A 26,504-nucleotide genomic window follows, 5' to 3' on the forward strand; every position below is an offset into this window, starting at 1 on the left:
AACTTATATTTTTTATTAAAAAACGCATTTCATCGATTATTTTATAACTTTTATCGTATTTTAAACTATTTTTAAATGCCGAAAAAAATAGAAAACATGAAAATTAAAAGGTATTCTAAAAATTTATTAGGCAAAAAAATTGTGTGTATAATTTTTGGACATCAGTTTATTGAAACCAAAAAAGTAAATATTCACTTTAGCGAATTTGAATGTTCCTATTGCAAATTACAAGTTACTAACGATAAAATTGGAAAAAAAACTGCTTTGACCAATGAATTGAAAGAAATCAATGAAACTTTATCGTATCTGAATTTAAAAAAAGAATTTGTAAAAAGATTTTATTACTCAAAAAAAGAATAGTAACAAATTAAGGATATAATCGTCTTACATTAAATCCTTAATCAAAAAAATCTTGGAGAATTCAATCCTTTCAATCAAAAATCTACACAAAAAATATGGCAAAGTTCATGCTGTAAATGATGTGTCACTCGACATTTACAAAGGCAATGTCTATGGAATTTTAGGTCCAAACGGTAGTGGAAAATCCACAACATTAGGAATAGTTCTTAATGTTGTAAACAAAACTTCAGGCGAATACAGCTGGTTTGGTGGAAAACTAGAAACTCATGATGCGTTAAAAAAAGTTGGCGCTATCATTGAACGTCCCAACTTTTATCCTTACATGTCTGCAAAAGAAAACCTAGAATTGGTTTGCAAAATTAAAGGTGTTGACTATAAAAAAGTAGATGAAAAGCTGGAAATTGTTGGACTAATCGACCGAAAAAACAGTAAATTCAAAACTTTTTCTTTGGGAATGAAACAGCGTTTAGCCATAGCTTCGGCTTTATTAAACGATCCCGAAATTCTAATTCTCGACGAACCAACTAATGGTTTAGATCCACAAGGAATTCATCAAGTTCGCGATATCATTCGTCTTATTGCTTCTCAAGGAACAACTATTTTATTGGCTTCTCATCTTCTTGATGAAGTAGAAAAAGTATGTAGCCATGTTTTGGTTTTGCGCTTTGGTAAAATCTTATACAACGGCAAAGTAGATGAAATGGTTAGTCATAATGCCTATTTTGAATTACAAAGCAATAACAATCAAAAACTTATTGAAGCATTAAAAAATCATCCTGAATTGGACAATTATGAAAATAATGAGGAAAAAATCATTGCTCATTTTAAAACCCAAGTTGATTCTGCTGAACTAAATGGATTTTTCTTTGAAAAAGGAATTTCTTTAAACCATTTGGTAAAAAGAAAGCAAAGCTTGGAAGAACAATTCCTTACATTAACCAATTCAACCGAAACTCAATCATGAAACGTTTATTAGCCATAGAACTTCAAAAAATCTGGAAAAATCGTGCCAGCAAAGTATTAACCATTGGATATTTTGTTATTCTTTCTTTTATTGCTTTAATAGCTTCTATAAAATTTGACATTGGAATTTTTAAATTTCATTTAGCCGAAATGGGGATTTTCAATTTCCCATATATTTGGCATTTCAATACTTACATTGCTTCCTTTTTAAAAATATTTTTAGCCGTTATTATCGTTTCTATGATGGCAAACGAGTACAGTTATGGAACTTTAAAACAAAATCTCATTGATGGAATGAGCAAAAAAGAATTGATTTTGTCAAAATTCTTAACTATAGTTCTTTTTGCTGGAATCTCTACGCTTTTTGTATTTGTAATGTCGTTATTTTTGGGATATGGATTTTCGTCCTACACCGAAATTGGAATTGTTTTCTCAGATTTAGAATATCTTCTTGCCTATTTTGTTAAACTATTAGGTTTTTTCTCGTTCTGTTTATTTCTTGGAGTTTTAATAAAACGATCCGCTTTTGCATTGGGTTCGCTATTTATTTGGTTTATTTTTGAAAAAATTTCTTATGGAATTTTAAAATTCAACATTTACAACAAAAACCCAAAAGTAGATGATGTATATGCTTTTATGCCATTAGAATCCATGAGTAATTTACTCATTGAACCATTTACAAGACTGAATTCTGTTAAAAATCTACAAGAAGCAGTTGGCGAAAACTCACTTAAGGATTATGATGTCCATCTATCTTCTATTCTAATTGTATTGATTTGGATAGCAATTTTTGTTTATTCTTCTTACATTATAATTAAAAAACGTGATTTATAATCCATTAACAATCAATAAAATCTTAAAGAAAGCATAAAGCGAGGCAATCGTTTTATGTTTTCTTATTTATTTGTTAATTTTAGCGAATGAAAAAGAAATTATTTTATTTGCTTGTACTTGTTTTATTTTCAATAAACGGGTATTCTCAATTTAGTAAAACACACTACATTCCGCCATTAGCAGGTTCATCCACGGTAATTCCTGGACAACAATATCTCTATATTTCTACTCCAACAACAACACCAGTGAATTTTAAAATCATTGAACTTGGAGGAAATATTATTACAGGAACTGTTTCAAAAAGTTCTCCATTTATATATGATATTGGTTTTGGTGCTAATTCTCAGGTTTATATAGATGCCAATACATCATCCAATGTTTACAATAACAAAGGTTATATTGTTGAAGCAGAAGATATGATTTATGTTACCTTACGAGTAATTGATTCTACAGGAAATCATGCTGGTTTATTAGTTTCAAAAGGAAGAGCTTCTTTGGGTAATCGTTTTAGAGTTGGAGCAATAACCAATCTTGATGTAACAAACTACATCGATATTCACTCAACGTTTGTGTCTGTTTTAGCTACCGAAAATAATACAACCGTAAATTTTAGCAATATTAAGCCCGGAGTAACAATCAATAACAATCCAAATGGTTCAAATCCGTTTAGCATAGTTTTGAACAGTGGAGAAACTTATGCAATTGTCGCTCAAGGACCAAATAATGCCAATCGTGATGGATTAATTGGTTCCTTAGTAACTTCAGATAAACCTATTGCTTTAAACTGTGGTTCTTTTGGAGGAAGTAATGCTGTTGCTAATTTAGACTTAGGTTTTGACCAAATTGTTCCAGCGGAAAGAATCAATACTAATGAATATATTTTTATAAAAAGTACTGGAATTGACAATGTAGAAAAAGTACTTCTTGTTGCTGATGAAGATGGAACCGAAATCACTATAAACGGAAATGCAACGCCTGTATTTACATTGAACGCAGGTCAATATTTACCGTTAAATGGAAATAGTTTTGATGCTAACGGAAATTTATACGTTAATTCCAATAAAAGAGTTTTTGCCTATCAAAGTGTTGGTGATAATGGTGCGCAAGATCAAAGAAACCAAGAATTATTTTTTGTTCCACCTTTAAGTTGTCAAACACCTAGAATTATCGACAACATTCCTCAAATAAACTTTGTTGGAAACAGACAATTTAACGGTCGAGTAACGATAGTAACCAAAACAGGTTCAACACTTAATTTTACAGTAAACGAAAACAATTATACTGTAAATACACTTCCATTTAGTATTACTGGTCCAAATCCTGTTACTGGAAATCCAAATTATGAAACCTATGTAATTACAGGTTTAACAGGTAATGTCTCTGTATTTTCAACCAGCGAAATTTATCTCGCAGCTTATGGTTCGGAACAAGCGGCAACTTTTGGAGGATATTATTCAGGATTTACATTTGAGCCCGAAATTTCTTTTACAAAACTTGATTTAACTCAAGATTCTTGTATTCCAAATACTAGATTATCCGTAAATACATTGAGTCCTTTTGACGCTTTTCAATGGTATTTTAATGATGTTTTAATTCCATCTGCAACCGAAAACTTTTTAATACCAACACAACCTGGATATTATAAAGTTTCTGCAACTATTTCGGGTTGTGGATTGCCTGTTGAATCCAACAATATTCCTGTAAGTTCTTGTTCGCTTGATACTGATAATGATGGCGTAAATAATAATATTGATTTAGACAATGACAATGATGGTTTAACCAATTGTCAAGAATCATATGGCGATGTGAATTTTAATTTTACCAATTCACCTATCGGTTCAATACAAATTGGCGATTATATCAATACTTATCTGGAAACAGTTACCACTGCTGGAAGTGTAACACCATCGGCAACACCTTTTGTTGCCGAAGCAAGCGGAAATTTTGTTACCGAAGCAGCAACTGGAAAAGGAAATTCTGTAACTTATACAGTCAATTTCAACAATCCAATTAGTCTCGCTATCGAATATGCGTCGATTTTAACTAATCCAAGTAATGCATTAAGCCAAGACACTGAAATTAGAATATCTTGTCCTGTTGACAAAACAATTACCCTTTTAAATCCTGACAATCAACTGCTAATTGACACCAATTATGATGGCGTTTTTGAAAGTGGCGTAACACAATTTTCTTCTTTTGAAATTCGTTTCAGACTAAATACAGGTATATCATTAACTCCAGAAAACAGCACTTTTTCTATAAAAGCCAATCTGATAAGTACTATTTCTATTTCTAATACCAATCTAACTGATTCAAACACTAGTCGAGTTTCACTAAAACTTGTTGCTACTTGTGTTCCAAAAGATAGTGATGGAGATGGAAGTCCTGATCAAAACGATTATGACAGTGACAACGATTCTATTCCTGATTATTATGAAAGTCAAGGAGCAAATTTTGTTGTAAGAAGCAATATCGATGCTAATAATGATGGTATTGACGATGCATTTGGAACTGGAATTATTCCAGTTGATACTGATGGTGATAGCGTTCCAGATTATCTTGATTTAGACTCAGACAATGATGGAATTTTTGACATCATAGAATCTGGAAGTCCAGGAAATCAAAATAATACTAACGGAATTATGATTGGCAATTTTGGCACAAATGGTCTACACAATAGTTTAGAAACTTCTCCAAATAGTGGCATTATAAACTACACCATTGCCGATAGCGATAATGATGGTATTTGGAATTTTATCGAATTGGATAGCGATGATGATGGTTGTTTTGACACCATAGAAGCTGGATTTGAAGACAATAACAACGACGGAATTCTTGGAAGTGATGTTCCAACCAATATTGTTGATGGACTTGTTATTTCAGCTAGCGGTTATGGAATTCCTAACCAAAATTATACTATTGGTGCGCCAATTTCCATCACAACACATCCAGCCAATGTTACGGTTTGTGAATTACAAACTGCCATTTTCACCGTTGATTCTCCAGCTGTTGACAGTTATCAATGGCAACTTTCTACCGATAATGAAACAACTTGGAGCAACTTAACTAATAATGCAACCTATTCTGGCGTAACAACTGTTAGTTTAACGGTTTCCAATGTTTCGCCTACAATGGTTGGTTATAAATATCGTGTTTTCTTAAACAGAATTGGAAATTCTTGCGGATTGTATTCCAATGCTGCTACATTGACAACTTATGCTTTGCCAGTTGTAACAACACCTATTACATTAAAACAATGTGATAGCGATTCAGATGGAATTTCTGATTTCAATTTGACACAAATTAATGATTTAATTTCTGCAAATGCCGCAAACGAAACTTTCGCTTATTTCACTTCGCAAACCGCAGCCGAACAAGAAATCACAACTCAAGAAATTACCAATCCAATTGTTTACAATACTGGTACTTCAACCGTTTTTGCTCGTGTAGAAAATTCAAACGGTTGTTATAGTGTTGCACAAATTAATTTGGTAGTTTCTGTCAGCCAAATTCCGCCGAGTTTTGTAATTCAAGACATACACAAATGTGATGATTATCTTGATGCAACTAATGATGATCGTGATGGAATATCTGGACCATTTAATTTTACAAGCATAAAAAACAGTTTGCAATCCATTCTTCCGCCAACAGTCACTATCAGTTTTTACAGAAATGAAGCCGATTTTCTTGCTGAAACTGATGCTGATGGTAATTCATTAGCCATAACAGACATTGCAAATTACAGAAATATTGGGTATCCAAATTCACAAACAATTTGGGTTCGAGCCGATAGTACCATTGATAATTCTTGTTATGGATTTAAAACATTTGAAATTATTGTAGAAGCATTGCCTATTGCAAATAATGTAAATGCAACCAACCAAATTCGCCATTGTGATGATGACCAAGATGGAATTTATGGATTTGACACAACTGGAATTGAAGCTACCGTTTTAAACGGACAAACCAATGTTAATCTGCGATATATTAGAGCAAATGGAACGCAAACCACTACATTACCAAATCCGTTATTGGTAAACCAAAGTGAAACAATAACTGTAAGAGTAATCAATAATGTTACTCCGAGCCAAACTGAAGAATGTTTTGACGAAGTGCAATTAGAGTTTATTGTTGACGATTTGCCACAAGCTTTTGCGGTTCCAGTTTCAGCAACAACGTATTGCGATAACGAAGCTGATCCTTTGTATCAAGACGGAATTGTAGATTTTGACACAACTGATTTTGAAACCACTATTTTGGGCGGACAAACCAATATGAATGTTTATTATTTTGATGAAAACAACAATCCATTGCCAAGTCCGTTGCCAAATCCTTTTAGAAGCGGAACGCAGAATGTTCGTGTGGTAGTTGAAAATAGAACCAATACAGATTGTACTGCCGAAGTTATACTTCCGTTTATTGTAAACCCAACTCCAATTATTGATTTAAATGAGCGAGTTTTAATTTGCTATCCAGATACACAAACGACTATTGACGCTCATATTCTTGACGGAACGCCAATTTCAAGTTATACTTATCAATGGTATTTGAACGGAAATTTATTAGTTGGAAAAACGAGTTATGCCATAACAGTTCTAACGCCAGGAATTTACAACGTAACCGTTACTAACAGTACTAATTGTGTCATGTCAAGAAAAATTGAAGTTGTAATTTCTGAAGTGCCAACTTTTGACAGCATAGTTATCCAAGATTTAACCGATATCAATACGATTTTAGTAAATGTAAATGGTTCTGGAGATTATGAATTTGCGCTTGACGATATTGCTGGTCCATATCAAAGTTCAAACCTTTTCTACCAAGTTCCATTTGGATTACATCAAATTTATATTCGAGATGTTGCTGGTTGTGCAACTATTGGACCAATTCAAGCTGCTGTTTTAGGAATTCCAAAATATTTTACACCAAATGGCGATGGTTTTCACGACACTTGGAATATAAAAGGAGTATCTTTGCAGTCAAATTCTCGCTCGATTATTTACATTTTTGATCGCTACGGAAAGTTATTGGCTCAAATAAAACCAATTAGTAATGGTTGGGACGGAACTTTCAATGGTCGTCAAATGCCATCCGATGATTATTGGTATTCTATTCAATTTGAAGATGGTCGAAGTGCAAAAGGACATTTTGCTTTAAAGAGATAATTTGAGTTTTGATTACCCATAAATTATGTTTTTTAAGAAATTTTATCTGCTTTTTGGATTAATTTTTAGTTCAGCTTCTGCTCAATATATCACTACCGATGAAACACAAACAGCGGTTGAATTGATAGAAAATGTATTGATAAATTCGGGTTGTGCAAATGTTTCAAATGTATCCGTTTCTGGAGGAAATTTTACTTCGGGAGAAAAAAGTTGGGGTTATTTTAATGCTGCTGGAACGAGTTTTCCTTTTGAAGAAGGTATTATTTTAAGTACTGGAAAAATTATAAATGCACAAGGACCAAACGGTTATATTTCTGATGATGGCGGCGGAATGGGTTGGGTTGGTGACAACGATTTGAATGAAGCGCTGGGATTAAACAATACATTTAATGCTACAATTCTAGAATTTGATTTTATCCCTATTGGAAACCAAATTAGCTTTGATTATATCTTTTCTTCCGAGCAATATTTAACCAATCCAAGTCCTAATCAATGTAGTTTTACCGATGGTTTTGTTTTTTTACTAAAAGAAGTCAGTAGTTCAAGTTATCAAAATTTAGCTGTAATCCCAAATACAACTATTCCAGTAAAAGTAAATACGGTTCGCGGAACAGGAACGATTTGTCCAGCTGCAAATGCAACTTATTTTGATGCTTTCAACGGTATTGAACATCCTACCAATTTCAACGGACAAACCAAAGTTTTAACTGCAAAAGCTGATGTTATTCCGGGACAAACGTATCACATAAAATTAGTCATTGCCGATGAAGGAAATTATCGATACGATTCGGCTATTTTCTTGAAAGGAAGCAGTTTTTCTACTGGAATAGATTTAGGTGATGACAGAACCTTTGCCAATCAAAATCCGGTTTGTACTACTGAAAGCATCACGCTAAACGCTACTACAACTGGAGTTCTAAACTATCAATGGTTTTTTAACGACAATCCAATTCCTGGTGAAACGAATAGTACTTTGACTTTAAATCCGCCATATAATGTTAACCAAAACGGAACGTATTCTGTTGAGTTGACTTTTTCACCAACTTGTATATCAACTTCTGAAATTGATTTGGATTTTGCAACAGCACTTACAGTTGACCAAACTTCATATACTTTTTGTGATACTGATGCGGTTCAAGATGGAATTACAACTGTCACTCTTAGCGATATTATTCCAACCTTGTTCTTGAATTTACCTGCTAATCTTCAAGTGAATTTTTATAGTAGTACAACAAGTACCGTTGCTTTGTCAAATTCATTTTTACTTACAACTCCTTTTCAGCAAACGATTTATGCTAAAATAAGCAATAGTTCTTGTTACAATCCTATTGCTGTAACGTTGAATATCAATACTTTTAACGCAATTATTAATGACGAAACGGCTGCTATTTGCAACAATATTTCAACTACTTTAACGGCTGATAGCGGTTTTCAATCGTATACTTGGAATACAGGCGAAACTACTTCATCTATACAAGTTACTGATGCTGGTGTTTATACTGTTTTAATAGAAAATGCAAACGGTTGTACGAAAACGAAAACTTTTACTGTTACCAATTCTGAAATTGCTACTATTGAAAATATTGTAATTACTGGTTTTGATGTAAATACTTCGGCTGAAATTGTGGTTTCGGGTAACGGAATTTATGAATTTTCTATTGATGGTGTTAATTATCAAAGTAGTCCTGTTTTTACTAATTTGACTGGTTTGGTTTATACTGCTTTTGTAAAAAATGGTTGTGGTATTGTGCAGAAAGATTTTTATTTAGTTCAAATTCCGAAGTTTTTTACGCCAAATGGTGATGGAATAAATGATATTTGGTTTATAAAAGGTATTCGTCCGTTGACGCCAAATGCTCGTTCTATTGTTTCTATTTTTGATCGATATGGTAAGTTGTTAATTCAGTTTCCTGCTTTTGCCAATGGTTGGGATGGAACGTATAATGGTCAACAAATGTTTGCTGATGATTATTGGTATGTTATTGAATTAGGCGATGGAAGAACGGCAAAAGGTCATTTTTCGTTGTTGAGATAATTAAACGTTTCACTTTTTTAGCAACAGATTTAACGGATTAAACTGATTTTTCCTGAAGTAAAAATGGTTTCATTATTAGCCCTGATTGAAGCAAATATCCTTTTTATTTGTTACTGAGAAAAAAAGCCCTTCGACTGCGCTCAGGGTGACAAAAGTTGAGTTGCCTTTTTATTAAACCGATAAAAAGATATTGCGTAAAGCAGGAAAATGGTTTACAAAAATTCCCGAACGATTCGCTCCAAAAAAAATCCCAAACTCCTTTATTGGAATTTGGGATTTAGATTTTGGAATTTTATTGCTTATAGTTTGAAACGTTTTCTGTCGTTTTCGTTCAAATAGATTTTACGTAAACGCAACGATTTTGGTGTTACTTCTACATATTCGTCCTTTTGAATGTATTCTAAAGCTTCTTCTAATGAGAATTTGATTGCTGGAACGATTTTGTTTTTATCGTCGGCACCAGCGGAACGGAAGTTGGTTAACTGCTTGGTTTTAGTGATATTAATGGTCATATCATCGCCACGAGAGTTTTCTCCAACTACTTGTCCTTCGTAGATATCTTCGTTTGGATCAACAAAGAATTTACCTCTATCTTGTAGTTTATTGATTGAGTAAGGAATGGCTTTTCCGTTTTCCATAGAGATTAACGAACCGTTGATACGACCTGCAATTTCTCCTTTGAATGGTTCGTAACCAATGAAACGATGCGCCATGATTGCTTCTCCAGCAGTTGCTGTCAACAATTGATTTCTCAATCCGATGATTCCACGTGATGGAATGTTGAATTTGATAATCATTCGCTCGCCTTTTCCTTCCATAGAAAGCATTTCTCCTTTACGTACTGAAACGAATTCAACTGCTCTTCCTGAAACGTGTTCTGGTAAATCGATGGTTAATTCTTCGATTGGTTCACATTTTACACCATCAATTTCTTTGATAATTACTTGTGGTTGACCAATTTGCAACTCATAACCTTCTCTTCTCATGGTTTCGATTAAAACCGATAAGTGAAGTACACCACGACCGAAAACCATAAATTTATCGGCTGAATCTGTATCGGCTACGCGAAGTGCAAGGTTTTTTTCTAATTCTTTTGCTAAACGATCTTTGATGTGACGCGATGTTACAAACTTTCCTTCTTTTCCGAAGAAAGGAGAATCGTTAATTGTAAATAACATACTCATTGTTGGCTCGTCGATTGCAATGGTTTGCAATGCTTCTGGATTTTCGAAATCTGCGATTGTGTCTCCAATTTCAAAACCTTCTACTCCAACGATTGCACAAATATCTCCAGCAACTACTTCGGTTACTTTTTTACGTCCAAGACCTTCAAAAGTGTGTAGTTCTTTAATTCTTGATTTTATAACTTTTCCATCTCTTTTTACTAAAGAAATTGGCATTCCTTCTTTTAAAACACCTCTTTCAAGACGACCAATAGCGATACGACCTGTAAATGAAGAAAAATCTAACGATGTAATCAACATCTGTGGAGTTCCTTCTGATACTTTTGGAGCTGGAACGTGTTCTACAACCATATCTAATAATGGTTCGATGTTTTCTGTTTGGTTTTCCCAATGGTCAGACATCCAGTTATTTTTTGCCGAACCATAAACGGTTGGGAAATCTAATTGCCATTCTTCTGCACCCAATTCGAACATTAAGTCGAAAACTTTTTCGTGAACTTCTTCTGGAGTACAGTTTTCTTTATCAACTTTATTGATTACTACACATGGTTTTAATCCTAAATCGATTGCTTTTTGCAACACGAAACGAGTTTGTGGCATTGGACCTTCAAATGCATCAACTAAAAGACAAACTCCGTCTGCCATGTTGAGTACACGTTCTACTTCACCACCAAAATCGGCGTGACCTGGAGTATCTATAATATTAATTTTTGTTCCTTTGTAAACAACAGAAACATTTTTAGAAGTAATAGTAATTCCTCTTTCACGTTCTAAATCGTTGTTGTCTAATATTAAATCGCCTGTGTTTTCGTTTTCACGAAATAACTGGCAATGATACATAATTTTATCAACCAAAGTCGTTTTACCGTGGTCAACGTGAGCAATAATAGCAATGTTTCTAATCGATTCCATCTAAGTTTTTTTTCAGGGTGCAAAGGTACATTTTATTTTTTGATAAAACTGTTCTTTAAAATAAATTAGCATGATAAAATTATTTTATATTTTCATCGATATGTTAGTTTGAAATTTTTAAACTTACTTAAATTTTATATATTTGGAGTAATGAAAAACAACTCTAATAAAATAACCCTCATTTATTTTGTTATCTTGATAACAGTGGTATTTTTGACGCAAAAAATATTTACTAGTTATTCTTTTTCCTCTGAAACCAATTCGATTATTACTACCAAAGAGATTGTAATCATTGTTTTATCAATCGTTTTGTTTCGATATTTTCTATATGTAAACGAAAAACACAACGAAATAGTTTTAAATAAACTCAAAAAAAGTAACCAAGATATTATAGAATCCAAGGAACGATATGACATTGTTGCCAAAGCAACGAGTGATACCATTTGGGATTGGAAGATTGATAACGATGCTTTTATTTGGAATAAAGGAATTCAAAGCGTTTTTGGTTATAAAAAAGAAGAAGTTGGCAAAGGCTCAAATTGGTGGTTTGAGAGAATTCACCCCGAAGACAGTTTAAAAATGTCGGTTCGTTTATATTCTTTCCTTGATTATAAAACTGACAAATGGCAAGACGAATACCGTTTTCAATGTGCCGATGGTAGTTATAAATATGTCATCGATAAAGGCTTTTTGGTCAAAAACAAAGACGGAAAAATAGTTAGAATGATTGGTTCTATTCAAGATGTAACCAAGCAAAAAGAAGAAGAACAACGACTTCGTTTACTAGAAACGGTTATTACACAAACAAACGATTCGGTAATGATTTGTAGCACTCAACTGAACGAAAACTCAATGCCAAACATTCTCTTCGTAAACTCAGCATTTGAAAACATGACTGGATATAAAACCGAAGAATCAATAGGAATGTCGCTGGATATATTGTTTGGAGAAAAATCAGACAATCAACATACCGAAGAGCTTAAAAAATGCATTAGAGAATATCAAGTTTGTGAAGTAGAAACTATTTGTTACAAAAAAAATGGTTCTGTATTTTGGATAAACTTTTCCATGATTCCTGTTACCAATAAAGACGGCGAACATTCTCACTGGATTTCAATTCAAAGGGATGTTACCGAGGTAAAAGAAAAAGAAAAAGAAAGAGAACAACTCATCAGGGAATTAACCAAAAACAATAACGATTTAAAACAGTTTTCATATATCACTTCCCATAATTTAAGAGCACCTCTTTCAAATTTAACTGGACTTTTGAATTTAATTGATGATATTCCTATTGAAAATCCGGAATTAAAAGAATTAATTGACGGATTTAGCACTTCAACTCATTTATTGAACGATACTATCAATGATTTAGTTAAAGCAATTGTTATTAAAGACAATCCTTCTATTAAAAAGGAAAAAGTTCCCATAAAAGAAGTTTTTGAAAATGTATTCAATCAGCTGAACTTTATGATTAGTCTTCACAAACCTATCTTAAAAATAGAACTAGAAGAAGAATATATTTCTAATATCAATAAATCTTACCTAGAAAGTATTTTCTTGAATTTAATGACAAATTCAATTAAATATCGCTCCACAACTACTCAACTCAAAATTACGATTTCTTCAAAAATCGAAAATGACGAGCTGATTATTAGTTTTAAAGACAACGGAATTGGTATCGATTTGGAAAAAAATAAAGATAAAATTTTCGGATTATACCAACGCTTCCACAACCATCCAGACAGCAAAGGATTAGGACTTTATTTAGTAAAATCACAAGTAGAAAGCATGGGCGGAACAATAACTGTTGATAGTAAAGTTGGCAAAGGCACTACATTTACCCTGAATTTTAAAAAACAATAAAATGTTAGATAAAGTTTTTTGCATAGATGACGATCCAATAACACTGATGCTTTGTAAAAAAGCAATGCAAAGAGTAGATTTCGCTCATGAAATAATAACGCTTCAAAGCGGCGAGGAAGCTATTTCTTTTTTTGAAACCAATAGCAATTCTCCCGAAAACAATGATATTCCTAATCTAATTTTCCTTGACTTAAATATGCCTTTAATGAGCGGTTGGGAATTTTTAGATATCTATTTAAACCGTGGTTATCACAAAATATTTACTAAAACCAGCATCATCGTTCTATCTTCAACTATAGATCCAAAAGACATAGAAAAATCAAAATTCTACCCAATGGTTGTCAATTTTCTTTCTAAACCAATCAGCAAAGAAATCTTGCAGGAATTAAAATCAAAACTTTAAAAATTCTAAAAAAATAAGAATAAAAAAAAGCACTCATCCCTGAGTGCTTTACTTTTTGTATAAACTTTATCGATTATAACTTAGCAACGTGCTTAGTTAATTTAGATTTTAAGTTAGAAGCTTTGTTATCATGAATTATATTTTTCTTAGCTAATTTATCAATCATAGAGATTACAGAAGATAATTTAGCAGCTGCTTCAGTTTTATCAGTAGCTAATCTTAATGCTTTAATTGCATTACGAGTAGTTTTGTGTTGATATCTGTTCAACACTCTTTTCTTTTCGTTGCTTCTAATTCTTTTTAGAGCTGACTTATGATTTGCCATTTTCTTTTAATTTAATTGTAATAATTGTATAAACTATTAGTTAAAAAAGAAAAACCTCCCACATTAGCCTAAGCGAACACTTTGGTTTTAACTAATAAAACAAAATCCGAGACACTGGACGATTGTTTTATAAAACTATTTTACAACTAATTTGTAGCCCGTAGGGGAATCGAACCCCTCTTACCAGGATGAAAACCTGGCGTCCTAACCGATAGACGAACGGGCCATTTTTATAACCTTTTCGAAATAAACAATACGTTTATAGAACTTGTAGCCCGTAGGGGAATCGAACCCCTCTTACCAGGATGAAAACCTGGCGTCCTAACCGATAGACGAACGGGCCATTTTTTACTTAAAATTGCGGTGGCAAAAATACAACTATTTTTCAATCCCGCAAGAGTAAAAACAAATTTTTATATTTTTTTATTAGTATGCTTTTGCAAACAACACTCTACCAGCAGATTTGCCTCCAGAAAAAATACAAATCCCTTCTTCTTTTTTTCTATCCAAAGGAATACAACGGATGGTTGCTTTAGTCAATTCTTTGATTTTTTCTTCGGTTTCTGGTGTTCCATCCCAATGAGCAGAAACAAATCCAGCTTTGTTATCTAACACCTCTTTAAACTCCTCAAAAGAATTTACTTCAGTGATATGAGAATTTCTATAAGACAAGGCTTTATTAAACAAATTCCCTTGTATTTGCTCTAATAATGATTGAACGTATTCTACAATACCATCTTTTGAAACAATTTCTTTAGACAAATTATCACGTCTCGCTACTTCAAATGTTCCATTTTCTATATCATTTGGACCAACAGCTATTCTAACTGGAACTCCTTTTAATTCATATTCTGCAAATTTAAAACCTGGTTTTTGTGTTGTTCTGTTATCGTATTTCACAGAAATATTTAGTTTTCTAAATTTAGAAACTAATTCATCAACAACCCTATTGATAACATCTAATTGTTCATCTGTTCTATGAATTGGAACAATAACGACTTGTATTGGAGCTAAATTTGGTGGTAAAACCAATCCGTTATCATCAGAATGCGTCATTACTAATGCACCCATTAATCGAGTTGAAACTCCCCATGATGTTCCCCAAACATGTTCTTGCTTTCCTTCTTGATTAGCAAATTTCACATCAAATGCTTTGGCAAAATTTTGGCCTAAAAAGTGGGATGTTCCTGCTTGCAAAGCTTTTCCGTCCTGCATCAAAGCTTCGATACAATAAGTCTCATCTGCACCAGCAAAACGTTCATTAGCCGTTTTTATTCCTTTTACAACCGGAATTGCCATAAAACCTTCAACAAAATCAGCATAAACATTCATCATTCGCTCTGTTTCTTCGATCGCTTCTTGACGTGTTGCGTGTGCAGTATGTCCTTCTTGCCATAAAAACTCTGCTGTTCTTAAAAACAAACGAGTTCTCATTTCCCAACGAACAACATTTGCCCATTGATTTATTAAAAGCGGTAAATCGCGATACGACTGAACCCAATTTTTATAGGTACTCCAAATGATTGCTTCACTAGTAGGACGAACGATTAATTCTTCTTCCAATTTAGCATTTGGATCAACCATTAATTTACCAGGACGAGTTTCATCGTTTTTTAATCGATAATGTGTTACAATCGCACACTCTTTAGCAAAGCCTTCGGCGTTTTTCTCCTCGGCTTCAAACATACTTTTGGGCACAAAAAGAGGAAAATAAGCATTAGAATGCCCTGTTTCTTTAAACATTTTATCCAATTGGGCTTGCATTTTTTCCCAAATAGCATAACCATATGGTTTGATAACCATACAACCTCGAACTCCTGAATTTTCAGCTAAATCAGCTTTCACAACCAGTTCGTTATACCATTTTGAATAATCTTCTTCTCTTTTTGTTAAGTTTTTGCTCATGATGAAATTTTGGCACAAATATTGTTAATCTTTTTTTAACTATTTTATTCAGCAAAACTAACTATTTTTGTATAGTCCAACAATAAAAATGCTAATGTTATGAAAACTAATACTTTTTTCCACAAAAAAACATCCTTCCTTTTTGTAGTTGGATGCTTATCAACTTTGTTTTATTCGTGTGGTTCTTACCAAAATTCGTCATATTATGACAACGATGGTATTTATGCCGAACAAGAAAACAGAAATACTCAACCTGCTCAAAAAAGCTCAAATAGTAATCAATATAAAGAATACTTTAGCTCTTTAAATCAAGAAGCTGAAGAAATTTTTACTGATGTAGAAAATTATTCATCTGTTCAACCAGAACAAAACGATACCCAAACGGAAAATTCAAAATCCTATTCAAGTTGGGGAAACAATCCTCAAAATGTTACGATTAATGTTTATGACAACAGTTGGGGAATGGCTCATTGGAACAATTACTGGTATGGAAATTATTGGGGTTGGAACAGCTGGGCATGGAACAGTTGGTATGGTCCAGGCTGGGGATGGAATGTTGGTTGGGGATGGAACAATTGGGCTTGGAATAGCTGGTATGGACCAAATTGGGGTTGGGGTTGGAATAACTGGTACGGTCCAAATTGGGGCTGGGGTTGGAACAACGGATATCACAACAATTGGTACTATGGTAATGGCAGAAGAGGAACAAATTATAACTACTCTATGGGTAGTCGCTATTCCAACAGAAGTAACTCTAACTTTGCTACATCGGGAAGAAGAGGAACAAGTGTTGGAACAAGAAATACAACTTTTGGAACTACAAGAAACAATACTGTGTCAAGACCAATAAATACTACAAGAGAAAATACAGGAACAAGAAATCCAAACGCAACAACTACACAAACAAGAAATAATACAGTTCGTTCTACATCTACTCCATCTAGAAACTATTCTGAAACTCCAAGAAGTAATTCAAATTCAGGAACACGATCTAATTCAAATGTAGGTGGCGGAAGAAGTTCTTCTGGTGGATTTGGCGGAGGAAGCTATGGTGGCGGAGGCGGAAGATCTGGCGGAGGCGGAAGACGTTAATAAATTCTAATCCCATGAAACAAAAAATGTCTCATGGGTTTCTTTTAAAAAATAATTGTTACTATGAAAAAATACATTTCAATCATTCTCTTAGGATTATCGATACCTAACTTTTATGCGCAACAAATAACCATAGAAGAACCGCTTCGCTTGTCTGTGGATAACATTACAGGAACAGCAAGATTTAGAGCTATGAGCGGAGCTTTTGGCGCACTTGGTGGCGATTTATCTGCCATTACTCAAAACCCTGCAGGTTCGGTATTTTTTAATAATAATTTTGGAACAATTACAGCTTCCAACTATAACTCCAAAAATATTGCTCGCTATTTTGGAACAACAACAAGAGACAATGACAGTTCATTAGACTTAAACCAAATTGGTGCTGTTTTTATTTTTAAAGATGCAAGCGGAGCTAGTGATTGGAAGAAAATTTCACTGGCAATCAACTATGAAAATACTAGTAATTTTGACAACAGCACTTTCATTGCTGGTACAAATCCATACAATTCTATTGGAAATTATTTTGAAAATCTAGCACAAGGCATCCCATACGAGAATTTTACAAAATATTACTATGAAGAATTATTTTTTGATGAACAACAATCATACCTAGGTCTTCAAACCAATATTCTTGCTCCTTTATCAACTAATCCTTCGAATACATCTTATCAATCCAACATTCCAACGGGTGGAAATTATTACCAAGAAAACAGTTCAGTAACATCTGGTTACAGCGGAAAATTGACAACCAATTTTGCTACGGCTTATAAAGACATTTTGATGCTTGGTGTGAACTTAAACTTCCATTTTGTCGACATTAGAAGATCGTTTTCTGTCTTTGAAAGCAACAACAACCCTTTAAATGAAGGTCGTCCAACTGTTTCAAGATTGCGTTTTGACAACAACATAAATACACTTGGAAATGGTTTTTCATTTAACATTGGAGCAATTGTAAAACCAACCGATTATCTTAGAGTTGGGCTTTCATATGAGTCACCAACATGGTATCGTTTAACTGATGATGCAACACAAGGCGTTAGTACTAGAGTTATTAACAACAATGTAGAATCTACTTTTGCTTCTTATCAACCAACAATTGTTTATGAACCATATAAAATTCAAACACCAGATAAATGGACAGGAAGTTTGGCGTTCATTTATCAGAAAAAAGGACTGTTAAGTCTTGATGTCTCTAGAAAAGATTATTCAAACACACGAATCAAACCTAAAAATGAATATATTGGATTGAATTCATATATGAGTAATGTTTTGGATGAAGCATTTGAAGTTAGACTTGGTGGTGAATACAAAATCAAACAAGTTTCGCTTCGTGCTGGTTATCGTTTTGACCAAAGTCCATACAAAGTTGATCAAGCATTTGGTGATTTAACTGGATATTCTGGTGGATTAGGCTATACTTTTGGTGAAAACCGAATTGATTTGGCTTATACCTACGAACACAGAAACATGAATCAAGCTTTAATATCTTCGGGAATGAATGATCCAGCGAGAATTAGTAGATACAACAATAATGTAACTTTGAGTTATTCGATTAATTTTTAGATTATACCACATTAGAACCAACATAACGGTTAAAAAAGGCTGACCACCCAAAGTCGAAATAATTTTGAAACGACATCAAAAAAATAGTAAATTCGAGTATGTTATGAGCATTTTGTTTGAAAATCGAAAAGAGTAGAACTTTAATTTAAAAAACAAAAATGAAACATTTAAATAAATCCCTTTTCTTAGTAGTTTTATCGCTAATTATATTTTCTTGCGAACAAAACGACAATCAAGACTTGAAAAATCAAACTGTAAATTTAAAGTTTGAAACAGCAACTTTAAACTCTAAAAACAATGCTAAACAAAGTTCAATAACTGAAATTGAAACTGAGATAGAATTCGTTGATGGTTTACCTAAATTGACATCTAACGAATTAGTGGAAATACCCGTTGTGAATTCTGAAAACAATGAAACAACTTATGCGTATGTTTTAAAGACTGAATATGAACAGTGGCAATCATCTCAAAATAAAAATAATGTTCAACAAAAATCAGGCGGATGTGATTTTAGTATTAAGAGTGGATATGGTTTCACAGGCAGATGTTTTGAATATGGACATTTTTATACCGGCAATAATTGTGTGACAATTTTTGTTGCTTGCAACATTAATTGCATTGGCTTTGACGATGTCTGTCCAGATTGGAATGAAGCTTTTGCATAAAGACATTAATATGAACAAAATTATACTATTTATTTTATTTGCATCAATTTTTTGTAGTTGCAAAAGCCAAGAAATCAAGAATGTTGGTATATCAAATCCTGATAATTTTTCTAACACTTCAAATACACAGGATTTTAATACTTATCTAAACTATTTAGGAAATCAAAAAAATCTTAAATCAATCAAAGTTTTACATAATAAGAAGGTATTTGATTTCGAGAAATTTAAAGAAAATGTTGGCTTTAATGAAAAACAGAATATAGACATTATTAAAGATTCAACTATAATATCAAAATATGATGTAAAGGATTGTAAGATTTTAATTCTTGTTAAGGATAAATAACGTAGCATAACACGGTATATAAAAACCATTCCAAAAAGGAATGGTTTTATTTTTGGCACAACTTCCAAATAAAAACCGTAATTTTGCACTCCAATTTTTCATTCTGAAAAAAATATGAGAACAAAGACTTTAAAGAAAAATAAAATCAACGTAATTACGCTTGGATGTTCTAAAAACACCTACGATAGCGAAGTCTTGATGGGACAATTAAAAGCTAGTGGAAAAGATGTTGTGCATGAACAAGAAGGAAATATCGTCGTGATAAACACCTGTGGATTTATTGATAACGCCAAAGCCGAATCGGTAAACACTATTCTTGAATATGCCGATAAAAAAGAAAGAGGAATTGTTGACAAAGTTTTTGTAACCGGATGTCTTTCTGAAAGATACCGACCAGATTTAGAAAAAGAAATTCCAAATGTCGACCAATATTTTGGAACAACCGAACTGCCTTTGTTACTAAAAGCACTTGGTGCCGATTATAAACATGAACTTCTTGGAGAACGTTTAACTACAACGCCAAAAAATTATGCTTATTTAAAAATTGCTGAAGGTTGCGACAGACCTTGTAGTTTTTGTGCCATTCCATTAATGCGTGGCAAACACGTTTCGCAACCTATAGAAAAATTGGTTAAAGAAGCCGAAGTTTTAGCTAAAAATGGTGTAAAAGAACTTATCTTAATTGCGCAAGATTTGACTTATTATGGTTTAGATTTATATAAAAAACGTAATCTGGCAGAATTACTTGAAAATTTAGTAAAAGTAGAAGGCATTGAATGGATACGTCTTCATTATGCGTTTCCAACTGGTTTCCCAATGGATGTTTTGGATTTAATGAAGCGTGAACCAAAGATTTGTAATTATATCGATATTCCGTTGCAACATATTTCAGATAATATCTTGAAATCAATGCGTCGCGGAACTACCAAAGAAAAAACCACAAAACTTTTAAAAGATTTCCGCGAAGCTGTTCCTGGAATGACAATCAGAACAACTTTAATCGTTGGTTATCCTGGCGAAACGCAGGAAGATTTTGAAATAATGAGAGATTGGGTTCAGGAAATGAAATTTGAAAGATTAGGTTGTTTTGCCTATTCTCACGAAGAAAACACACATGCTTTTTCTTTAGAAGATGATGTTCCCGAAGAAGTAAAACAAGCTCGTGCTGCCGAAATAATGGATTTACAATCGCAAATTTCATGGGATTTAAACCAAGAAAAAATAGGGCAAACCTTCAAATGTATTATCGACAGAAAAGAAGGTCAATATTTCATTGGAAGAACCGAATTTGATAGTCCAGATGTTGACAACGAAGTATTAATTGATGCTTCAAAATTTTATGTAAAAACAGGTGAATTTGTTAATGTAAAAATTATTGATGCTACTGAATTTGATTTATACGGCGAACCTGAAAATTAATTGGTTATGAAAAATTTATACTGTATTCTTTTTGTTTTCATTACATCAATATCACTTGGTCAAATGAACAGAGGCATGGGAAGAACACCTCAAATTCCTAATAGCAATTCACAAAAAAAAGTTGATCCAAAAGAAGCTGCCTTAAATTATTTGAAAAAAGAGCTAAATTTAGATACCTTTCAAGAAGCAGCAACCAAAACTTTCATCGAAGAAAACATGAAAGAAAGAGAATTCATTTTAGGTTTGGATATTTCTGATGCTGATAAAATCGAAAAACTTACTGTTTCAAATGATAAAATGCACGCTCAGATGAACACCATTTTGAATGAAAATCAAAAAGTTCTTTTGGAAAAATTGAAAGATAAAAAATCTGGTGATAAAAAGAAAAAAAGCAAGAAAGATAAAAAAGAAGAAAAAGACGAGTTAATTCTGGAAGAAAATTAAAGCGATAATAATCCGTTTTCTTTTAAAATTTCTATTGGTTTTGAAAACCAAAACAATTCAAAATCTTCAAATTGCTGTTCAAAACTTTCTTTCATTTGACTAAAAGTCAATTTTCTATCATTTTGAACCGTAGCTTTTTCAAGATATTCAACGAGCCATAACGCTTTTTCTTTTTCTAGCGAAATATCAAAGGTTTGTCTTTTGTCGTGAAAAGTTAGCTTTATCATTTCCCAAGAACTTCCCTTTTTAGATTTAACAAAGGCTTCAACCTGAGGCTTTCCTCCTATCCAAACTATTTTAGCCGAAGGTTTTACGGCAAATAGATTGTCTTCTAACAAACTATTCTCAATAAAATCTGGGCTAATCTTCGTTTTTGGAATTTTAAAATCGAACCAATCCTGCAAATCGTAGTCAAAACAAATTCCGTGCATATAATTGAACAATGATTTTTTTAGCCCAAAACTGAATTTATCGTGATTAATTCCGGTTTTGTCTTTAAACTGAATATCGTTATTGGCAAAAGTAATCTCATTCATTTCGGGAACAACACCAAATTCCTCTGGAAACATGCCAACTGGCGAATGTGCCGTCATTGCAAATTGATGCCAAAATCCACTTTGAAGAATTCCTATTTCGAACATTTGACGAACCATTTCTAAACTATCAACCGTTTCCTGAACTGTTTGCGTTGGATAACCATACATCAAATAGGCATGAACCATAATACCGCTTTCGGTGAAATTTCGGGTAACTTTGGCAACTTGCTCAACCGTTACGCCTTTTTTTATCAATTCTAATAATCTATCTGAAGCTACTTCTAATCCGCCAGAAACCGCAATGCAACCCGAAGCTTTTAGTAAAACACACAAATCGGAAGTAAAACTTTTTTCAAACCGAATATTTGTCCACCAAGTAACGGTAAGATTTCGTTTCAAAATTTCCAAAGCTACTTCTCGCATCAAAGCTGGTGGCGCAGCTTCATCTACAAAATGAAAACCATTTTCACCCGTTTGAGCAATCAGTTCTTCCATTCTGTCAACCAAAATTTTGGCTGCAATAGGTTCGTAAACCTTTATATAATCTAGAGAAATATCACAAAACGTGCATTTTCCCCAATAGCAACCATGTGCCATCGTGAGTTTGTTCCATCGACCATCGCTCCAAAGCGAATGCATTGGATTAGCAATTTCTATAACCGAAATGTATTTGTCTAACAACAAATCGGAATAATCAGGCGTTCCGACTTCGGCTTGCTTATAATCGTGGCGAATGGTGTTGTTTTTATAGACAACCTCTTTATTTTCTAGAAGAAATGTTCGTTTAAACTCACTCATTTCTTCATTAAAAGCACCTCGACTGCGCTCGGTGTGACAAATGGAATTATAAAGCAATTCAACCGGAAGTTCGCCATCATCTAAAGTGATGAAATCAAAAAATTCAAAAACGCTTTTGTCTTTTACTTCTCGGAGTTCGGTATTAGGAAAACCTCCGCCCATTGAGACCTTAATCTCTGAGAAATGCTTTTTTATGAATTGCGCACAACGAAAAGCACTGTATAAATTCCCTGGAAACGGAACCGAAATACAAACCAATTTTGGGTGAATCGATTTTATTTTTTCTTCTAAAATTTGAAGTGTGATTTTATCAATATAAGTCAAATCGTTTTGCAAATGAGTATACATTTCGTCAAATGAATTGGCGCTTCTGCCCAAACGTTCTGCATAACGACTGAAACCAAAGTTTTCATCGACACATTCCACAATAAAATCGGATAAATCTTCAAGATACAATGTTGCTATATGCTTGGCTTTATCTTGCATTCCCATTGAACCAAAAGCCCATCCCGAAGCATCGGGATCATTATTGTAAGCATCAAATCGAGAAGCTTCGGGTAAAAAATTTCCACTGCAAATTTGCCTTGCCAACGTTGGATTCTTTCCTTGCAAAAAAGCAATTACGTTGTTAATGGTTTTAATGTAATCTTGCTGTAAAGAAAAAATTCGTTGAGCGTTTTCACCAAACTTTTCAAAATTGAAACTTGAAACTTGAAACAAATTTTCTAACCCATTTTTTGAAAAAAGTTCCAAAATCACTTCTATTCCCAAATCCATTTGAAAGGAAGAAATGTCTTTAGTATTCAAAAATCCTTTCAAATAAGCTGTTGCTGGATATGGTGTATTCAGCTGTGTAAATGGTGGCGTTATGAGAAGGATGTTTTTCAAGGGCTAATTTTTTGCAAAAATAACAATAAAAAAAAGTGCTTTCGCACTTTTTATTTCTCCGATTTCTTTCTTTCGTTGTAATATTCGGTTAGCTTTTTTCCATAAAGCGATTTGGCAACTTTTGGCGTCATCGTTTTGTGAATAGTATCTAAATATTTCAAGTTGATGTCATAAATTTCGGCCAAAGCTACATAAGGAGAAACTTCATAATCGCCGTTGTTTACAGCAAAATTAGTTGAATAAAGGTATTTTCTTTTCAGAATTCCGTTTTGTTCTTCTTCTATTTTTGCGATTTCGTCGGTCTTATTTTCTTTATAAGCCATTACTTTTTTCTGAATTAATTCAAGGTCTTTATCAATGAATTTTGACATCACTTTTTTATATTCTTCATATAATTCGTGATTTTTAGAACCTGTAATTTTAGCATCGGCAGTAAAAAAATCCAACGATGTTTGAATATTCATTTTTCCTTGTTCAGCAAAAAATGGAATATTATTATCCAATGAATTCGATACACCACGATCTAAAAACAAATACAACATTTCAGGTGATTGAATGTCAAATTCGCTCTTAAAATTAGAATCGCCACTAATTATAATACTATCAATAACAACCAAAGTAGTATCTTTCATTCGCTGAATATAAAGTTTACCTTCTTTCAGTCCTTTTATATTTCCAGTTAAAACAAAGTTTTTATCCGATTTTTTTTCGGCACAAGAAAACAAAAACAATGTGCTTAACACTAAAACTATCGATTTACGCATAATAAAATTTTTGGCGCAATGTTACAAAAAAATCCTCAAATGGCTAGCCAAATGAGGATTTGATTATTGTTTTTTTGCTAAGTTATCCTTTTAACCAAGCTTCTTTTAGTTTGGTTTTTGAAGCATCAATTTGCTGATAACCTTCAACTTCAGCCATTGTTAGTTTTACTTTTCCAGCAACGGTTTGCTCTTTTCCATCTCTTTTTATTTTAATAGAAACAGCATCGCCTTCTTTCCAATCTTGGCTTGACATAATCATTTCATAGATGTTATCAAGGTTATAATTTACATCGTTTACCGCTAGAATTATGTCGCCACCTTTCATTCCTAATGACTTCATTAATTCGTTTATTTCCAAATCAGAACGAACAATTATTTCTTTAGTCGCAGAATTTATGGTAACCAATGGTGTAGTTTCATTTTTCAAAAATGGGTTCATTGGTACTTGAATTTTTCCTTTACCAACGCCAACTTTTGCAAAAAACTCATCATAATTTATCGGTGTTGTGCCTTCGATATGCGTTTTGATAAATGCTCCAACTTCTGGATAAGTAATCGATATAATTTTGTCAAAAAGCTCTTCGTCATTGAATGGTTTTTCTGCACCATATTCTGCCGAAAGTTTTTGCATCATATCCAAAATTCCTCTTTCGCCATTGCTTTTTTCACGGATAATAATGTCGATACACATTCCGATTAGCGCGCCTTTTTCATATACATTTAAGTATTGATCTTTGTATGGTTTTTCTAAAACATTGGCACTCATCACGGTAAACGACATGGTATCATTCATTTTAGCAGCATTTCCAATTTTTCCAACCATTCGCTGATAAAACTCATCTTCGTCGATTAAACCTTGATTTATTTGGAACAAATTCGCAAAATATTCCGTTACACCTTCATACATCCAAAGGTGTTTTGACATTTTTGGATTGTTATAATCAAAGTAATGAATCTCTTTAGAATGAACACACAAAGGCGTTAAAATATGAAAAAACTCGTGAGAAACCACATCAATTAATTGTTGTCCAAGCATGTTTGCTGGCATCGCTTCTGGAAAAACAACCGTTGTAGAAGTATGATGTTCCAATGCTCCAAAACCTTTGGCATCATTTTTTTCCATATCTGACAAATACAATAAAACGGTATATTGCTTGTTACTGTTTACTTTTCCTAAAAATGCTTTTTGTGCACGCATCATTTTTTCTAAATCAGGCAAAAGACTTTTAGCCGAATGAACGCCATTTGGAGAATAAACGCTGAACAAAATCTCCATTCCATCAACGGTAAATGTTTCAAAATCAGGTTTTGAATACATTATTGGATTATCGGTCAATTCAAAATATCTTGAAACGGTAAACACATCATTTGTAGCACTTTTATCAGTATCAAGCAATGAAGTTGTTCCTACTAAATTTTCAGGATGTGAAACGTTTAAGGTATATTTTACATCGGTTTTTCCATTAAAATAACCCACAAATCCGTGATTATTCAACATGAAGTTTTTTCCAGCTAAAATATTAGTTCCAGCAGGCGAAAACACTTCTTCTTTACCAAAACCTCTTCCAGTTTCAATATCATAAGTATCGTTAACTAAATAAGTGATTTTTGCTAATGATTTTGCATTAGAAATTTTCCAAGTATTATCATCTGATTTTACAACCGGTAATTCTTTTCCCTTTTTATCAAATGCTTTAAAACCTTCAATATATTTTCCATAATCATCGGTAGAATAGGTTCCAGGAACAGTTTTTGGGATTTGATAGATGACTTCGCTTTTACCAAATTCTGGTGCAAGAACGGTAACCAAAACTTTGTCTTCTTTTACATTGATTAAATCAATAGTTGCTTTTACTTCTTCATTTATTGCTTTTTTCTGAGCAAATACGCCAGTAGAAAAAGCTGTTATAAAAAGAATAGATAAAACTGTTTTTTTCATTTGATATATATTTTAACAAATTGGTCAACAAAAATAACCATTCGTTACAAAACAATTGAATTTTGGCAAATGATTAACAAAGATAATTTTATGAAATAAAAAAACTC

At 32.9% G+C, this 26,504-nt stretch carries 19 protein-coding genes and 2 tRNA genes; 13 read left to right on the plus strand and 8 right to left on the minus strand.

Features of this window, described 5'->3' with window-relative positions:
- Positions 1-75: 75 nt before the first annotated feature.
- The 5 genes from G6042_RS08265 (at position 76) to G6042_RS08285 (ending at position 9,354) form a co-directional block, all read left to right on the plus strand.
- Positions 76-360, plus strand: a complete 285-nt coding sequence (locus tag G6042_RS08265) for a hypothetical protein (RefSeq protein WP_235933239.1) — start codon at positions 76-78, stop codon at positions 358-360.
- Positions 361-412: 52 nt separating this feature from the next.
- Complete coding sequence (locus tag G6042_RS08270) at positions 413-1,324, plus strand: ABC transporter ATP-binding protein (RefSeq protein ID WP_169523836.1); 912 nt, start codon at positions 413-415, stop codon at positions 1,322-1,324.
- A complete protein-coding gene (locus G6042_RS08275) occupies positions 1,321-2,157 on the plus strand; it encodes an ABC transporter permease (protein WP_169523837.1) in 837 nt (278 codons plus the stop codon). Before G6042_RS08270 ends, G6042_RS08275 begins: the two co-directional genes overlap by 4 nt.
- An 86-nt stretch (positions 2,158-2,243) precedes the next feature.
- Positions 2,244-7,319 carry a T9SS type B sorting domain-containing protein gene (locus G6042_RS14555; RefSeq protein ID WP_169523838.1) on the plus strand — a complete coding sequence of 1,692 codons (5,076 nt, stop codon included), beginning with the start codon at positions 2,244-2,246 and terminating at the stop codon, positions 7,317-7,319.
- A 25-nt stretch (positions 7,320-7,344) separates the two neighbouring features.
- Positions 7,345-9,354 (plus strand): T9SS type B sorting domain-containing protein, encoded by a 2,010-nt coding sequence (locus G6042_RS08285; RefSeq protein ID WP_169523839.1) that lies wholly within the window; start codon positions 7,345-7,347, stop codon positions 9,352-9,354.
- A gap of 299 nt (positions 9,355-9,653) precedes the next feature.
- Here G6042_RS08285 and typA read toward each other — a convergent pair whose 3' ends face one another.
- Positions 9,654-11,450 carry a translational GTPase TypA gene (gene typA / locus G6042_RS08290; RefSeq protein ID WP_169523840.1) on the minus strand — a complete coding sequence of 599 codons (1,797 nt, stop codon included), beginning with the start codon at positions 11,448-11,450 and terminating at the stop codon, positions 9,654-9,656.
- A gap of 204 nt (positions 11,451-11,654) precedes the next feature.
- Between typA and G6042_RS08295 the strand changes: the two genes are divergently transcribed.
- On the plus strand, positions 11,655-13,313 hold the full coding sequence (locus G6042_RS08295) for a PAS domain-containing sensor histidine kinase (RefSeq protein WP_317168069.1): 1,659 nt from the start codon (positions 11,655-11,657) through the stop codon (positions 13,311-13,313).
- Position 13,314: 1 nt separating this feature from the next.
- Positions 13,315-13,716, plus strand: coding sequence for a response regulator (locus G6042_RS08300; protein ID WP_169523842.1), 402 nt, complete (start codon positions 13,315-13,317; stop codon positions 13,714-13,716).
- Positions 13,717-13,789: 73 nt separating this feature from the next.
- Here the strand turns inward: G6042_RS08300 and rpsT are convergent, their stop codons facing one another.
- The 4 genes from rpsT to proS form a co-directional block, all read right to left on the minus strand.
- The gene (gene rpsT, locus G6042_RS08305) at positions 13,790-14,041 is read right to left on the minus strand and encodes a 30S ribosomal protein S20 (protein WP_169523843.1); all 252 of its coding nucleotides are present in this window, start codon (positions 14,039-14,041) and stop codon (positions 13,790-13,792) included.
- Between the two features lie 154 nt (positions 14,042-14,195).
- Positions 14,196-14,267 (minus strand) — tRNA-Glu (locus G6042_RS08310).
- Positions 14,268-14,312: 45 nt separating this feature from the next.
- A tRNA-Glu gene (locus G6042_RS08315) sits at positions 14,313-14,384 on the minus strand.
- 83 nt (positions 14,385-14,467) lie between these two features.
- Positions 14,468-15,946 (minus strand): proline--tRNA ligase, encoded by a 1,479-nt coding sequence (proS, locus tag G6042_RS08320; protein ID WP_169523844.1) that lies wholly within the window; start codon positions 15,944-15,946, stop codon positions 14,468-14,470.
- A gap of 99 nt (positions 15,947-16,045) precedes the next feature.
- Between proS and G6042_RS08325 the strand changes: the two genes are divergently transcribed.
- From G6042_RS08325 to G6042_RS08350, 6 genes are all read left to right on the plus strand, one after another.
- A complete protein-coding gene (locus G6042_RS08325; protein ID WP_169523845.1) occupies positions 16,046-17,038 on the plus strand; it encodes a hypothetical protein in 993 nt (330 codons plus the stop codon).
- 63 nt (positions 17,039-17,101) lie between these two features.
- Positions 17,102-18,601, plus strand: coding sequence for an OmpP1/FadL family transporter (locus G6042_RS08330; RefSeq protein ID WP_169523846.1), 1,500 nt, complete (start codon positions 17,102-17,104; stop codon positions 18,599-18,601).
- A gap of 158 nt (positions 18,602-18,759) precedes the next feature.
- Positions 18,760-19,266: a hypothetical protein gene (locus tag G6042_RS08335; RefSeq protein ID WP_169523847.1), complete on the plus strand. Its 507-nt coding sequence runs from the start codon at positions 18,760-18,762 to the stop codon at positions 19,264-19,266.
- A 10-nt stretch (positions 19,267-19,276) separates the two neighbouring features.
- Positions 19,277-19,609: a hypothetical protein gene (locus G6042_RS08340; protein ID WP_169523848.1), complete on the plus strand. Its 333-nt coding sequence runs from the start codon at positions 19,277-19,279 to the stop codon at positions 19,607-19,609.
- Positions 19,610-19,723: 114 nt separating this feature from the next.
- A complete protein-coding gene (rimO, locus tag G6042_RS08345; RefSeq protein WP_169523849.1) occupies positions 19,724-21,028 on the plus strand; it encodes a 30S ribosomal protein S12 methylthiotransferase RimO in 1,305 nt (434 codons plus the stop codon).
- Between the two features lie 6 nt (positions 21,029-21,034).
- A complete protein-coding gene (locus tag G6042_RS08350) occupies positions 21,035-21,472 on the plus strand; it encodes a hypothetical protein (RefSeq protein ID WP_169523850.1) in 438 nt (145 codons plus the stop codon).
- On the opposite strand, the gene G6042_RS08355 is transcribed toward G6042_RS08350, so the two are convergent.
- From G6042_RS08355 to G6042_RS08365, 3 genes are all read right to left on the minus strand, one after another.
- Complete coding sequence (locus tag G6042_RS08355; RefSeq protein WP_169523851.1) at positions 21,469-23,694, minus strand: B12-binding domain-containing radical SAM protein; 2,226 nt, start codon at positions 23,692-23,694, stop codon at positions 21,469-21,471. The genes G6042_RS08350 and G6042_RS08355 overlap by 4 nt on opposite strands.
- 50 nt (positions 23,695-23,744) lie before the next feature.
- Positions 23,745-24,458 (minus strand): DUF4369 domain-containing protein, encoded by a 714-nt coding sequence (locus G6042_RS08360; protein ID WP_169523852.1) that lies wholly within the window; start codon positions 24,456-24,458, stop codon positions 23,745-23,747.
- An 82-nt stretch (positions 24,459-24,540) separates the two neighbouring features.
- Positions 24,541-26,397 carry a M61 family metallopeptidase gene (locus tag G6042_RS08365; protein WP_169523853.1) on the minus strand — a complete coding sequence of 619 codons (1,857 nt, stop codon included), beginning with the start codon at positions 26,395-26,397 and terminating at the stop codon, positions 24,541-24,543.
- Positions 26,398-26,504 lie beyond the last annotated feature (107 nt).

The organism is Flavobacterium solisilvae (assembly GCF_012911605.1).
GTDB lineage: Bacteria > Bacteroidota > Bacteroidia > Flavobacteriales > Flavobacteriaceae > Flavobacterium > Flavobacterium solisilvae.